A 12557-nucleotide genomic window follows, 5' to 3' on the forward strand; every position below is an offset into this window, starting at 1 on the left:
CACAAACGCAATTACTCTCAACATCACGCTGCATGGCAGCGGGATCGGCAGATACCCCCAGAGATTCCCACAGGGTTTTCCACAACCCATGCCCTTGAAAGAGGAATCACATCGCTTTTTGCCGACTCATTCGGTCATGCGTCTGATCACTCCTCAAACGGCTCGCCTTCCAAATGACTGCGCTCTTCTTATTCATCCTCCCCTTTTTGGGGGCACCCCCGTGTTTGTTGTCCGTAACCACGCTGTTGTTTGACGTTGGAAAGGGATCCTCGCGTGGCGTTTAATGATCGACACAGTATTGAGCCTGGCAGAACTCCAACGAGTTCGAAGAGACGCAGTTGGAACTCAGCCCATATGTGGGATGAAGAAAATCTCAAGGCGCTGGTTCTCTCGGCTAAGTGAACTGCCTTAGATTTTTATAGTTAGGCGCGACCAGACCGCCCCCTAGTCCGTTATCTGTTCAGAAACCAAGGCTTCGAAATCAGGCTCGCCTTGGATATCGGCGGAGGCATCCCTCAGGTCTGTGATCTGACTGTTGACGCTCGTTGGAAAGGCGCTGTCAGGTTGCTCTTGTTGGATATCGCCATGTTTGCAAAACGGCGCTTCGGCACAGCTTTCCGAATTTGCCCAGATCACAGTTGGCATCATTGTCACGAGACACATTATAAGGGTACGCATTCACAGCTCCTATTGCGAGACCAAGCATCAACCTGTCGTCGCAATAGGGCGGTGCCGTGCACCAATTACGCCTTAGGCGTGGCGAATGCGGCGGCTTTTGACTCGCATTGTTAGCAACCCTGCGATCACAGCCATGTAGATCAACGGTTCGATCTGCCAGCCTTTGACCAACAGCAGGTAATGAACGCCCCCCGCCAAGGCCGCAAGATAGGTCAGCTTGTGCAGGCTGCGCCATTTTGGCCCCAGACGGCGGACCGACCAATTGTTGGACGTCAGTGCCAGGGGGATCATCGCAGCGAACCCAAGCATGCCGACCGTAATATAGGGACGCTTGAGAATGTCCGCCCAGATGCGGGACAGGGTTTGAACATCTAGAACCATCCAAACCGTCAAATGCAGCGCCACATAGAAGAAGGCGAGCAACCCGATGGCCCGCCTGAATTTAAGCAGGTTGATACCAGCGTATCGGCGCAGCGGTGTGATAGCCAAACCGACGATCAGCAACTGCAACGCCAGTTCACCGAGCTCATGCTCAAGGGCTTTGATCGGCTCAACGCCTAAACCGCCAGTCGCGCCAAGATAAACAAGCCACGGCGCAGGCAGCACCCCCAAGAGATAGACAACCCAAGTGGGCAGTTTGCGGGCAAAAGCGTTGATCCGGTCAATCATTAGAAGTTCGCCGCCAAATCCATTCCGTCATACAAGGACGCAACTTCGTCATAGCCGTTGAACATTAACGTGTCTTTACGGCCTGCAAACAGGCCACCACCAATGGGACGTTCGGAGGCTTGGGACCAACGAGGGTGATCCACCGTTGGGTTCACATTGCTATAGAAGCCATATTCACGGGCGTTGGCTTTGTTCCAGCTGGTTGGGGGCTGAGTGTCCGTCAGCGTGATGCGCAGGATCGATTTGATTGACTTGAAGCCATATTTCCACGGCACCACCAAGCGCAGCGGCGCGCCATTCTGGTTGGGCAAAGGTTTGCCATACAGCCCGGTGGCCATCAGTGTCAGCGGATGCATTGCTTCGTCGAGCCGAAGGCCTTCGACATAGGGCCAATCGAGAACCTGGTAACGTGTGCCGGGCATTTCCTCGGGGCGGAACACCGTTTCAAAGGCAACGTATTTTGCATCCGATTTGACCCCGGCCATGGACAGCAAATCAGCCAGTTCAAACCCGTTCCAAGGCACGACCATGGACCACGCTTCGACACAGCGGAACCGGTAAATGCGTTCTTCGATGGTCATCTTGGCCAGAATATCACCCAACGCATAATCACCGGGGTTATCAACCAACCCGTCAATCTTGACCGTCCAAGGCTCAGTGGTCAGCGTATGCGCATTGCGGGCCGGATCTTCTTTTCCCGTTCCGAACTCATAATAGTTGCAGTAGTTTGTGATGTCGTCCCATTTGTTGGGCTTAAGCGCCTCTTGGGCATGCGCTTGACCTGCCACGCCAAATGCGGCCCCGGCCCCGATCCCCGCACCAAGGCCGGCCAAAATTTGGCGACGGTTCAAGAACGCCTTTTCGGGCGTTACATCGGAATGTGTCAGGTCGTTGATCCAGCGCTTGGCCATGTCGGTCTCCTTGTTGGCTGACGGTTAGATAAAGCCTCTGTGATCAACCTCCAACGCAAATTCCCTCACGTTGCCGTGCCGAGTCTGTAACACTTCACTTGGACACGTCAGCCAAACGGATGGATTGCAGCGCGACTTCCTTGCCGTCTTCATCCACCAAAGCCACTCGCAATCGGCGGCGAGAGGCGGTTTCGACCGGGCCAATTGGGGGGCTGAATCCAAGCAAATTGCGATTGCCCCATTCCAACAACGCGAGAAACGACATGGCCAGGTCGACGCCTTTTTTGGACAGATGATATTCCCAACGGGTGCGCCCACCGTCGGGTTTATAGGGGCGCTTAACCACAAGATCGGCCGCGACCAAATCGGCAAGACGGGTCGAGAGCACCGATTTAGGGATGCCAATGTCGGCGCGAATATCCTCGAACCGGGCGACGCCATAGAACAGTTGGCGCAAGATCATGAGAACCCATTTGTCACCCAAGACACCGGCGGCAAGCGCAAGGCCGCAGCGGTCAGGTGGGAAACGAGGGAGGCGTTCGGAATCGGCTGAGTTTGACATGTGAACTCAGATAGAGCATCTTGACCTAAGTTCAAAATTCAAACTCAGGATTCGCATCATGTCCGCCCTTGCTCTTCTTTTGATTGCCAAGATTTTGATAACTGTCCCGCTGATCGCCATCTTTGGCTTTGCCTCAAACAAAAGGCTCAACACCCTCACGGGACAGTGGGGGCATGACCCGCTGATTTACCGGCTCTATGCCGTCGCCTTGTCGGCCCTCTTGGTCGGATACCTGGCCGCCTTGCTCACGGTACTTGAACAGCAGGTGCCGTGGGGCATGCTTTGGGTTGGGCTGGTTTCAAACGCAGGGGCCTTTGCCATGATAATGGTTTGGAGCCTAAATCCGAAAATGCACCGGGCGGCGTGGGCCTTTGGAGCCATCGCCGCCGGGCTTGTCTTGACGCTTGTGTATCCGGCTCAGGCGGTCGCGCCACTGTTCGGCTGAGACGGGTACAGCTCGTTCATGCGGATCGAGCTGCCGTCGTCACGCACAATACGCACATGCCGACGCCGCATCAATCGCGGCTCGGCCACCCCCACAGAATGGGCAATGGTTTCCACCTCATAGACAATGGACTTTGCATAGGCCGCGACGCGCTTGTCTTTGTCCTCAACCACTAGCCCTTTTTGCAGGCCCGGATCATGGGTGGTGATGCCGGTTGGGCAAGTGTTCTTGTTACACTTCAGCGCCTGAATGCAGCCCAGTGAAAACATGAACCCGCGCGCCGAGGTGACAAAATCCGCCCCTGCGCAAATCGCCCAAGCCACGTCACCGGGGTTGATCAGCTTACCACTTGCAACGATACGGATGCGCTCATGCAGCCCGAATTGGTCACGCAGATCGGTCATGCGCACCAGCGCTTCGCGCAATGGCAAACCAACCAGATCCATCAAGGGCATGGGCGCAGCGCCCGTACCGCCTTCGCCCCCATCCACGGTGATAAAGTCCGGGGCATGTTCCGCACCCCGTTTTGCAATCTCATCAAAGAGGCCGACCCAAGGGTTGGCCGACCCCATGCAGGTTTTGAACCCGACCGGCTTGCCGGTCACCGCGCGGATATGGGCAATCAGGTCAAGCAAATCGCCAAAATCATCGACTTCGCGGTGGCGATTGGGCGAATTCGCGGCCTGCCCCACCGGGATTCCCCGAATCTCCGCAATCTCTTTGTTCACCTTGGCCGCCGGCAAAATACCACCTTTGCCCGGCTTGGCCCCTTGGCTCAGCTTAATTTCAAACATCTTTACCTGCGGACGCGCTGCAACCTCGCGCAGCTTGTCGTCACTCAGGTTACCCTCGGCGTCACGCACACCAAATTTCGCAGTGCCGATCTGATACACGATATCGCAACCACCAGCGAGATGATGAGGAGACATCCCGCCCTCGCCCGTGTTCATCCATATCCCAGCCTTGGCCGCGCCACGGCTAAGGGCCAAAACAGCCGGTTTGGACAAAGCACCATATGACATGCCCGAGATGTTAAAGATCGACGGGGCGGCATAGGGCGACTTGCAATGCGGCCCGATCACCATCGGTTCTGTCGACGCGTATTGGTCATCCAGCGGCGGAAACACGGCATTCATGAAAATCGGTGTGCCGGGAACATTCAAATTACGCGTCGATCCAAAAGCGATGGTGTTGCTCTTGGCCCCAATTGCGCGCGACACCCAATTGCGCTGCGCCCGGTTAAACGGCATTTCCTCACGATCCATGGCAAAGAAATACTGGCGGAAAAATTCTCCTAGCTCGGTGAACAGGTGTCGAAAACGTCCGATCACCGGGTAATTACGTCTGATCGCGTCACCGGTTTGCCGCCGGTCGGCAACAAACAAAACGATGACCAATGCGACAGCGATGCCGAGAAAGAAAACGAATAAAAGCGCCAGGTACTCCAGCGCGGCCATTGCATAACCCATATTCAACTCCAGGAATGTGTCGGTTTGCCTCAGGGCAAACGCGGGCGTTGCCGCTACTGTGCCATTAACCAAAACAAATGGCAGCCCTCCTGCTGCATTCGTGAAAGGAAATGATCATGAAAAACATGTTAGCCGCACTGGTACTGTGTGTGATGAGTTCTGCCGCGATGGCTGCGGACATGATCACCTATGACACAGATGAAAGCTTTGATGACGTTGTGTTTGGGCTCGAAAGCGCAATTCTCGACTCTGGTCTGGTGATAGATAGTGTCTCGCATACCGGTGCGATGCTGGAACGCACACGCGAAGATGTTGGATCAGACACGGTTTTGTTTCTAGATGCGGATGTCTTTAGCTTTTGCTCTGCCAAAATCTCACGCGAGGTTATGGAAGCGGATCCAATGAATATCGTATTTTGCCCCTATGACATCTTTGTCATGGTCCGCCCCGAGACCCCAGATGTGACCACGATCGGTTTTCGCACTTTCCCAGATGGCGCAATGAAGGCCGTCGAAGCTCTTCTTGATGGAATCGCCAGATCAGCCATCGGGCTCGACTGACGACACCTGAACGCGACAGTTTTTCGAACCGCAAGCGATTGTTGCGAACACAGAAACCCTCACCCCCTCTCAAATGGAAATAAGACCGAATTATGGCGAAATTTGGTCTTTTTCTTTGCCTCACTCCGCCCGCGTCCCTAGCCTCGTTTACGAATACGATTTCTAGGCTGTCCCAACTGGGCCAGCTTTTTGGGTGTTGGGGCGACATCGAAGTAATTTTGAAAAGGGGCACGGCCATGCCGACGACATTTGGAACCAACGGTGACGACAGCCTGACAGGGACAACTTTGCGCGATGTTATCGCACTTCTGGGTGGTCATGATTATTACATGGCCGATAACGGCGCTGATCTCGTTCTCGGCATGGACGGCAACGATACTTTGATTGGTGGGAATGGCGGCGACGAACTTCTTGGCGGTGACGGCAATGATCAGCTCGTTGGGGCCTGTGGTCATGACACCCTGCTTGGCGAAGCTGGCGACGACATCCTGGACGGTGGCAATGCCGATGATCTCCTTGTTGGGGGGGCAGGCGACGATACACTGATCGGCGGCAACAACGATGATGAGCTGTTTGGTGGCGATGCCGAAGACTATTTGGATGGTGGCAGCGACAACGACACTTTGAACGGTGGTGCCAATGATGACACCATTGTCGGCGGCAAGGGTGACGACCGCATGACAGGCGAAGATGGTGCCGATTTGTTCATCATGGATGGCTGGAAAACCGGCAACGACACCATCACCGATTTCGAAATTGGCATCGACAAAATCGACCTGACCACCATTGGCATTTACGACCTGTCTTTGCTCAGCGTTGACGATTTGGGGGCCAGCACACGCCTCAATCTTGGTTATGGCAATACCTTGGAACTGTCGGGCATTTCCCCAACAGACTTAAGCAATGACGACTTTATCCTGTCCGTTGCCCCCTCCCCCGTTGCCACATCCGACGGCTCCGATACCGTAAGAGGGACCGAGGCCGCAGATGTGATTGTGGCAGGTAAGGGGTCAGACCGGATTTGGGGCGGCGATGGCCATGACAATATTTCTGGCGGGTCCGGCAAAGACCAAATCCGCGGCGAAGATGGCAATGATTTTATTTCCGGGGGCTCAGGGCAAGACAAGATTTACGGCGGAAACGGCAATGACGTGATCACCGGGGATGCGGACAACGATCTTCTCAATGGGGCGGCGGGCGACGATTATCTAAACGGCGGCAACAAGAACGACCGCCTATACGGTGGCAATGGTCACGACCAACTCATTGGCGGAAATGGCAACGACAAGCTCTGGGGCGGTACTGGAGACGATCAGCTCGATGGCGGCACTGGCAAGGACACGATGCTTGCCGGTCATGGCGATGATGAACTGATCGGCGGTCGGGGCCAGGACCTGATGACCGGTGGGTCAGGAAACGATACCTTCGTGTTCGAAGCGCGCAGCAACAATGACACGATCACCGACTTCCAAGACGGAAGCGACCTCTTGGATGTTAGGGGGTATGCATCCCAAGGGATCAACACCTATTCAGATCTGGTTGTCACTCAGTCCGGGTCGGATGTGCATATCCAGTTTACGGGCGACAATAGTGTGACGTTGCGAAACACAGATGTCGCAGACATCTCTTCTGACGACTTCATTTTCTAAGCGTCCTGACCGTCGTCGGACAAAAGAAAGGCCCACCAGTTAGGCGGGCCTTTTTCATTTTCCTATTTAGTGGACGACCGCATCATCCGGTTTGGGCCGGTTCGTCGCCCCAACACGATCGCCGATGATCAACCCTTCGGCTCCGGCGCTTATGACGATGGTATCGCCATCGGCAATATCACCGGCCAGCAACATCTCGGCCAGCGGGTTCTGCAGAGCCCGTTGGATCACGCGCTTGAGCGGGCGTGCGCCAAAGACCGGGTCATAGCCTTCATCGGCCATCCATTTCTTTGCCTCCTCATCAAGCTGCAACGAGATTTTGCGTGCAGCCAAACGTTTGAGCAAGCGGGCCAATTGGATATCAACGATACCGTCCATGTCGTCACGTTTGAGGCGATCAAAGATGATCGTCTCGTCCAGACGGTTGAGGAACTCAGGCCGGAAATGCGCCCGGACCGCGTCCATAACATCGCGCTTGGCTTGCGCCGCATCCGCCCCTTCAGGCAATTGGCTAAGCGCCTGCGAGCCAAGGTTGGACGTCAGCACGATCAAGGTCTGTTTAAAGTCAACTGTCCGCCCCTGACCATCGGTCAACTGACCATCGTCAAGAACCTGCAACAGCACGTTGAACACATCCGGGTGGGCCTTTTCGACTTCGTCAAACAGGACCACCTGATAGGGGCGACGACGCACGGCTTCAGTCAAAACCCCACCCTCGTCATAGCCAACATAACCGGGAGGAGCCCCGATCAGACGCGCCACGGAATGCTTTTCCATGAACTCAGACATGTCGATCCGCACCATGGCGTTATCGTCGTCAAAGAGGAAATCCGCCACGGCTTTGGTCAGCTCGGTTTTCCCAACGCCGGTCGGCCCAAGGAACAAGAACGACCCAAGTGGCCTATTCTCGTCATTCAGGCCTGCACGCGCACGGCGCACGGCATTGGAGACCGCCGTAACAGCTTGATCCTGACCAATGACCCGCCTGTGCAGATCGTCTTCCATCCGCAACAGCTTTTCACGGTCTCCTTCAAGCATTTTCGACGTTGGAATACCGGTCCAGCGTTCCACAACGGCGGCGATATGCTCAGGGCGCACCGCCTCTTCAACCATGACATCGTCGCTTTCTTCGGCATCGGTCAGCTGCTTTTCAAGACCGGGTATAATGCCGTATGACAGCTCCCCCGCCTTGGCCAGGTTGCCTTCCCGTTTGGCTTGCTCAAGCTCCGCGCGGGCGCGATCAAGTTGCTCTTTGATATCACGCGCAGAGGCGAGCTTATCGCGCTCAGCCTGCCATTTGGCAGTCATTTGCGCAGACTCATCCTGCAAATTGCCAAGATCCAATTCCAGCTTGGCCAAACGATCCTTTGACGCCTGATCTTCCTCAAGACGCAACGCCTCGACTTCGATCTGCTTTTGCAGAATATCGCGATCCAACGCATCCAGCTCTTCTGGTTTGCTGTCCACTTCCATGCGCAAACGGCTGGCGGCTTCGTCCATCAAATCAATCGCCTTGTCCGGCAAAAAGCGGTCGGTGATATATCGGTGGCTCAACGTCGAGGCCGAAACCAACGCGCTATCAGAGATCCGCACCCCGTGGTGCAGCTCATACTTTTCTTTGATGCCGCGTAGAATGCTGATCGTGTCCTCGACCGTTGGCTCTTCAACCATCACCGGCTGGAACCGCCGCGCCAGAGCCGCGTCTTTTTCAACGTGTTTGCGGTATTCATCCAGCGTGGTCGCGCCGACGCAATGCAACTCACCACGTGCCAAGGCAGGTTTCAGCAGATTCGACGCATCCATCGCACCATCTGCTTTGCCCGCGCCAACCAACGTGTGCATCTCATCAATGAACAAGATGATTTCACCGGCGGCTTGCGTGACTTCGGTCAGGATTGCTTTCAGACGCTCCTCAAACTCACCGCGATATTTCGCACCGGCAATCAACGCCCCCATATCCAATGCCAACAGCTGTTTGTTGCGCAGGGATTCCGGCACATCGCCGTTGACGATCCGCAACGCCAACCCTTCGGCGATTGCGGTTTTCCCGACACCCGGTTCACCAATCATCACCGGGTTGTTTTTGGTGCGACGGCTCAACACCTGCATTGCACGGCGAATTTCTTCGTCTCGTCCAATAATCGGGTCGATTTTGCCTTCTCGTGCGGCTTCGGTCAGATCGCTCGCGTATTTCTTGAGCGCATCATACCCTTCTTCAGCAGTGGCACTGTCTGCGGTACGACCTTTGCGAATACCATTGATCGCTTCGTTTAGCTTTTGGGCCGAAACATTGCCGGCTTCCAACGCCTCTTTGGCCGCGGTTTTCACCAACGCCAAAGCCATCAAGAGACGCTCAACCGGAACAAAACTATCACCGGCCTTTTTGGCAATCTTTTCAGCCTCATCCACAACTTTTCCGGTGCTGCTGTCGAGGTAAATCTGACCCGCATCCCCGGTCACTTTGGGAATTTTCGCCAATTTGGTGTCGATCACCTGAACAACACGCTCAGGCTGGCCTCCTGCCCGTTTAATCAGGTTGCTCGCAAGCCCCTGATCGTCATCCATGAGTGCTTTGAGTAAGTGCTCGGGTGCCAGTTTTTGATGGCTCTCCCGCATTGCGATTGTCTGCGCCGCTTGAATAAACCCGCGCGACCGCTCCGTGAACTGATCTAGGTTCATGGTCTTCTCCTTTGTCCAAGCGCCCATCGGTTGTTCGCGCCCGCTCAGCAGCACACGAACCTTTTAGGGCCTCACACAAAAGATGGAGATTTTGACGCTCGCCTTCAAGGGGTGCGCGTTGCAAAAATACCATTACATTTTTACGGACAGCTGCACCGGATTTTAAACCCTTTGCGCGCAAGTTGCGGCACGTGGAGGCAAATTGAAATGATTATTACTGACGTCGAATATAGCGGGTTTCGACACGATGGGCCAAATGGCGTTACGTCGGGCTCGATCTCTCTGATTTGTGGCGACACTCGAATTAACGTCCCTTTGACGCTGCCGCGCCGGGTGGAAATCAGCAAAAGCAAACACCGCCTTCTGCTTTTGGCAGAAGCCCTGCGACAGACCCGCCACATGCCGGAATACCGTGCCAAAGGTGCTATTCGTTTGGCTCCGGGCATTTTGCCGCCCACTCTAAGGGCTTGATGCCTTGACGAACGCGGGCCTGCACCTCAAAAGAGGGCCGTTTGCTCAGCGAAAGGTCTTGCTCCCATGTCTATTCCAACCTCTGATGATCGTCTGATTGTTGCCCTTGATGTCCCCAATGTCTTGGCGGGTGTCGATCTGGTGCAAAAACTGGGTGACAGTGTATCGTTTTACAAGATCGGCCTTGGCATGCTGACCGGTGGTGGACTAGCGCTTGCAAATGAACTCAAGGCCGAGCATGGCAAAAAGATTTTCCTCGATATGAAGTTCTTTGACATCGGCGCCACGGTGGAAGCCGCCGTTCGCGGAATTGCCCAGTTCGATCTGGACTTCCTGACGGTCCACGGAGACCCGCATGTTGTGCGCGCCGCAAAAGAGGGCGCCGCGGGCAAAGACTTGAAAATCCTAGCAGTGACCATTCTGACATCGCTTGATCGCGCCGATTTGGACGCGTCTCTGATTCAGGCTGGTGACATTCCCGACCTCGTGACGACCCGCGCCGCCCGCGCGTTTGAAGCGGGTGCGGATGGCGTGATCGCATCACCAAATGAGGCTGCGTTGATTCGTGCGTTGCCCGAGGCCCAAGGCAAACTGATCGTCACCCCCGGCGTTCGTCCGATTGGCGCTGATCTGGGCGACCAAAAACGCATCGCAACACCTGCAGCGGCCATTGCAAATGGGGCGGATCATATTGTTGTGGGGCGCCCGGTTCACACTGCGGCAAACCCGCGTGCAGCCGCCCAAGCGATCGTCGCAGAGCTCAACCAAGCGTAAAATAGCAGACCACTCTCATTTTGCCGATAAATACGCTCTTAGTATGTCGGCAAAATGTGGGATCGCTTTGGGGTGGGAAACAAAATTCTCTGGCAGCATTGACTGCCAGCCCTCTCCCTCACAGCCAAAGACAATATCATCCAAGACTGTCTCATCCACATGAGCCACAAAGAAAAAACTGACTTTTCCTTGGTTTTCCCGAATGTGAACCAGCTCCAGGTCGGCTTCTGACAAACGAAGACCGATTTCCTCTTCGGTTTCCCGTAACGCGCAGGCTTCCGGGCTTTCAGCCCCTTCTCGGCCGCCACCCGGAAAATCCAAGCACCCTGGAAAGACAATCCCGGGCGTATGATCCCGCCACAGCGCAATCAAAAAGGGGCCCGCAAACAGCATCACCTTGGCCCCTAGAAAACTTTGCCGTCGACGATCCATTGTTCAGTTGTCGTTAATGTCTGTGTCCCAGATTTTGATCTGCCCTTTGCGTTCCCCCGCAAGCCTACGAATGACAAGCCAAGCGACCAGTGAACAGACTGCAAACACCAGCAAAGCCACCGACAGCGATGTTATCAACCCGCCACCCACCGCCAAAATCAACGCAACGGCTAGGGCACCAACGCCAAACCCCAGAAAAACAAACCCAGGGGCAAAGACCTCAATGATCAGCAAAACAATGCCTGCGCCGGCCCAAATCCACCACTGATCCCACATCATTTGCTTCCCTTCAGCATCTGGAACGCATCACCAAAGGCATCCAGCACATTGGCAGGCAGCAACACGGTCTGCTTGCCCGCACCCTCTCCGACCTTAACCAGCGCCTCGACTTGCTTCAAAGCGACCTGATACTGTGCGGCTTCTATGCCGTGCTCTTTGATCGCCTTGGCAACAACTTCTGTGGCATATGCTTCGGCCTCAGCCGACACGCGGCGGGCCTTGGCGGCTTGCTCGGCAGCATATAATTCGGCATCAGCCTGAAGCTCAACCGACCGGCGTTCCCCCTCGGCTTCGGTCACTTGGGCACGGCGGGCACGTTCGGCGTTGAGCTGCTGCAACATTGCATCGCGGGTTGCCTGATCCAAATTCACATCCAAAATTTCAGCACGGGTCACTTCGATACCCCAATCATCCACCGCGTCTTCGACGCTGTTTTTGATCTGCGAAATCAATTGAGAGCGGTTTGACTGCACCTCGTCGAGCTCCATTTTACCGATCTGGGCCCGCACGATCCCGGCAACCGTGGTCGCAATCGCACCGTCAACGTCGCGAATCCGGTAAACCGTCTTTTCAGGCTCTAAGATTCGATAGAACACAGAGGTTTCAACCTGAACCAAGACGTTATCCGTGGTGATGGCGTCTTGTTTTGCGTTGGGCAACTGTCGTTCGAGGATCGAAATCTTGTGCCGCACACGATCCAAGAACGGAACGATCAGGTTGATCCCCGGCCCAAGAACCGACCGAAGACGACCAAAGCGCTCAACCACATGCTTTTCAGATTGCGGAACAATCCGCACGCCCAAAAGAACAATGACAAAAACCAAGACCGCCAATAGTAGAATGACGATATTGCTGCTAGAAAACTCGGCAAGGACCGCTTCGATATCCATAAAAACTCTCCTGAAAAGACTTGTCACCAAGATGGTGATTTTTGTGAGAAATGAAAGCCCTGTTCCCTCTCCTCTGATTGCCGGGACGT

Annotated in this window: 15 protein-coding genes; 6 read left to right on the forward strand and 9 right to left on the reverse strand. The window is 55.1% G+C overall.

From position 1 onward, the window contains the following. Positions 1 to 253 (forward strand): hypothetical protein (locus ACRBB0_RS01970; protein WP_431372714.1); only part of this gene is annotated, 253 nt, incomplete at its 5' end. Between the two features lie 191 nt (positions 254 to 444). Here the strand turns inward: ACRBB0_RS01970 and ACRBB0_RS01975 are convergent. The 4 genes from ACRBB0_RS01975 to ACRBB0_RS01990 form a co-directional block, all read right to left on the reverse strand. Next, complete coding sequence (locus ACRBB0_RS01975; protein ID WP_431372715.1) at positions 445 to 678, reverse strand: hypothetical protein; 234 nt, start codon at positions 676 to 678, stop codon at positions 445 to 447. Positions 679 to 750: 72 nt separating this feature from the next. Then, a complete protein-coding gene (msrQ, locus tag ACRBB0_RS01980) occupies positions 751 to 1347 on the reverse strand; it encodes a protein-methionine-sulfoxide reductase heme-binding subunit MsrQ (RefSeq protein WP_431372716.1) in 597 nt (198 codons plus the stop codon). Next, a complete protein-coding gene (gene msrP, locus ACRBB0_RS01985; RefSeq protein WP_431372717.1) occupies positions 1347 to 2258 on the reverse strand; it encodes a protein-methionine-sulfoxide reductase catalytic subunit MsrP in 912 nt (303 codons plus the stop codon). The genes msrQ and msrP overlap by 1 nt, the downstream gene beginning before the upstream one ends. Before the next feature lie 94 nt (positions 2259 to 2352). Beyond that, positions 2353 to 2820, reverse strand: coding sequence for a winged helix-turn-helix transcriptional regulator (locus tag ACRBB0_RS01990; protein WP_431372718.1), 468 nt, complete (start codon positions 2818 to 2820; stop codon positions 2353 to 2355). Positions 2821 to 2878: 58 nt separating this feature from the next. Between ACRBB0_RS01990 and ACRBB0_RS01995 the strand changes: the two genes are divergently transcribed. Next, positions 2879 to 3265, forward strand: coding sequence for a hypothetical protein (locus tag ACRBB0_RS01995; RefSeq protein ID WP_431372719.1), 387 nt, complete (start codon positions 2879 to 2881; stop codon positions 3263 to 3265). Here the strand turns inward: ACRBB0_RS01995 and ACRBB0_RS02000 are convergent. Beyond that, positions 3238 to 4734 carry an FMN-binding glutamate synthase family protein gene (locus ACRBB0_RS02000; RefSeq protein WP_431372720.1) on the reverse strand — a complete coding sequence of 499 codons (1497 nt, stop codon included), beginning with the start codon at positions 4732 to 4734 and terminating at the stop codon, positions 3238 to 3240. The two genes, ACRBB0_RS01995 and ACRBB0_RS02000, sit on opposite strands and share 28 nt — an antisense overlap. Before the next feature lie 116 nt (positions 4735 to 4850). Between ACRBB0_RS02000 and ACRBB0_RS02005 the strand changes: the two genes are divergently transcribed. After that, complete coding sequence (locus ACRBB0_RS02005; RefSeq protein ID WP_431372721.1) at positions 4851 to 5294, forward strand: DUF302 domain-containing protein; 444 nt, start codon at positions 4851 to 4853, stop codon at positions 5292 to 5294. Positions 5295 to 5530: 236 nt separating this feature from the next. After that, positions 5531 to 6943 (forward strand): calcium-binding protein, encoded by a 1413-nt coding sequence (locus tag ACRBB0_RS02010; protein ID WP_431372722.1) that lies wholly within the window; start codon positions 5531 to 5533, stop codon positions 6941 to 6943. Between the two features lie 66 nt (positions 6944 to 7009). On the opposite strand, the gene clpB is transcribed toward ACRBB0_RS02010, so the two are convergent. Beyond that, positions 7010 to 9622 (reverse strand): ATP-dependent chaperone ClpB, encoded by a 2613-nt coding sequence (clpB, locus tag ACRBB0_RS02015; protein WP_431372723.1) that lies wholly within the window; start codon positions 9620 to 9622, stop codon positions 7010 to 7012. A gap of 207 nt (positions 9623 to 9829) precedes the next feature. Here clpB and ACRBB0_RS02020 point away from each other — a divergent pair, with 207 nt between their 5' ends. Together ACRBB0_RS02020 and pyrF are read left to right on the forward strand one after the other, a co-directional pair. Continuing rightward, positions 9830 to 10093: a hypothetical protein gene (locus ACRBB0_RS02020; RefSeq protein ID WP_431372724.1), complete on the forward strand. Its 264-nt coding sequence runs from the start codon at positions 9830 to 9832 to the stop codon at positions 10091 to 10093. 66 nt (positions 10094 to 10159) lie between these two features. Further along, entirely contained in the window at positions 10160 to 10867 is a 708-nt protein-coding gene (pyrF, locus tag ACRBB0_RS02025) for an orotidine-5'-phosphate decarboxylase (protein WP_431372725.1), read from the forward strand. A gap of 15 nt (positions 10868 to 10882) precedes the next feature. Here the strand turns inward: pyrF and ACRBB0_RS02030 are convergent, their stop codons facing one another. Genes ACRBB0_RS02030 through ACRBB0_RS02040 form a run of 3 tightly spaced genes read right to left on the reverse strand, consistent with a single transcriptional unit; the run spans position 10883 to position 12468 of the window. Then, positions 10883 to 11299 (reverse strand): NUDIX domain-containing protein, encoded by a 417-nt coding sequence (locus tag ACRBB0_RS02030; RefSeq protein WP_431372726.1) that lies wholly within the window; start codon positions 11297 to 11299, stop codon positions 10883 to 10885. A gap of 3 nt (positions 11300 to 11302) precedes the next feature. Beyond that, positions 11303 to 11578, reverse strand: a complete 276-nt coding sequence (locus ACRBB0_RS02035) for an NfeD family protein (protein WP_431372727.1) — start codon at positions 11576 to 11578, stop codon at positions 11303 to 11305. Further along, entirely contained in the window at positions 11575 to 12468 is an 894-nt protein-coding gene (locus ACRBB0_RS02040; RefSeq protein WP_431372728.1) for an SPFH domain-containing protein, read from the reverse strand. The genes ACRBB0_RS02035 and ACRBB0_RS02040 overlap by 4 nt, the downstream gene beginning before the upstream one ends. Between the last annotated feature and the right edge of the window lie 89 nt (positions 12469 to 12557).

Origin of the sequence: Pelagimonas sp. (assembly GCF_050633425.1) — a bacterium.
In the GTDB taxonomy this organism is placed as follows: domain Bacteria; phylum Pseudomonadota; class Alphaproteobacteria; order Rhodobacterales; family Rhodobacteraceae; genus Pelagimonas.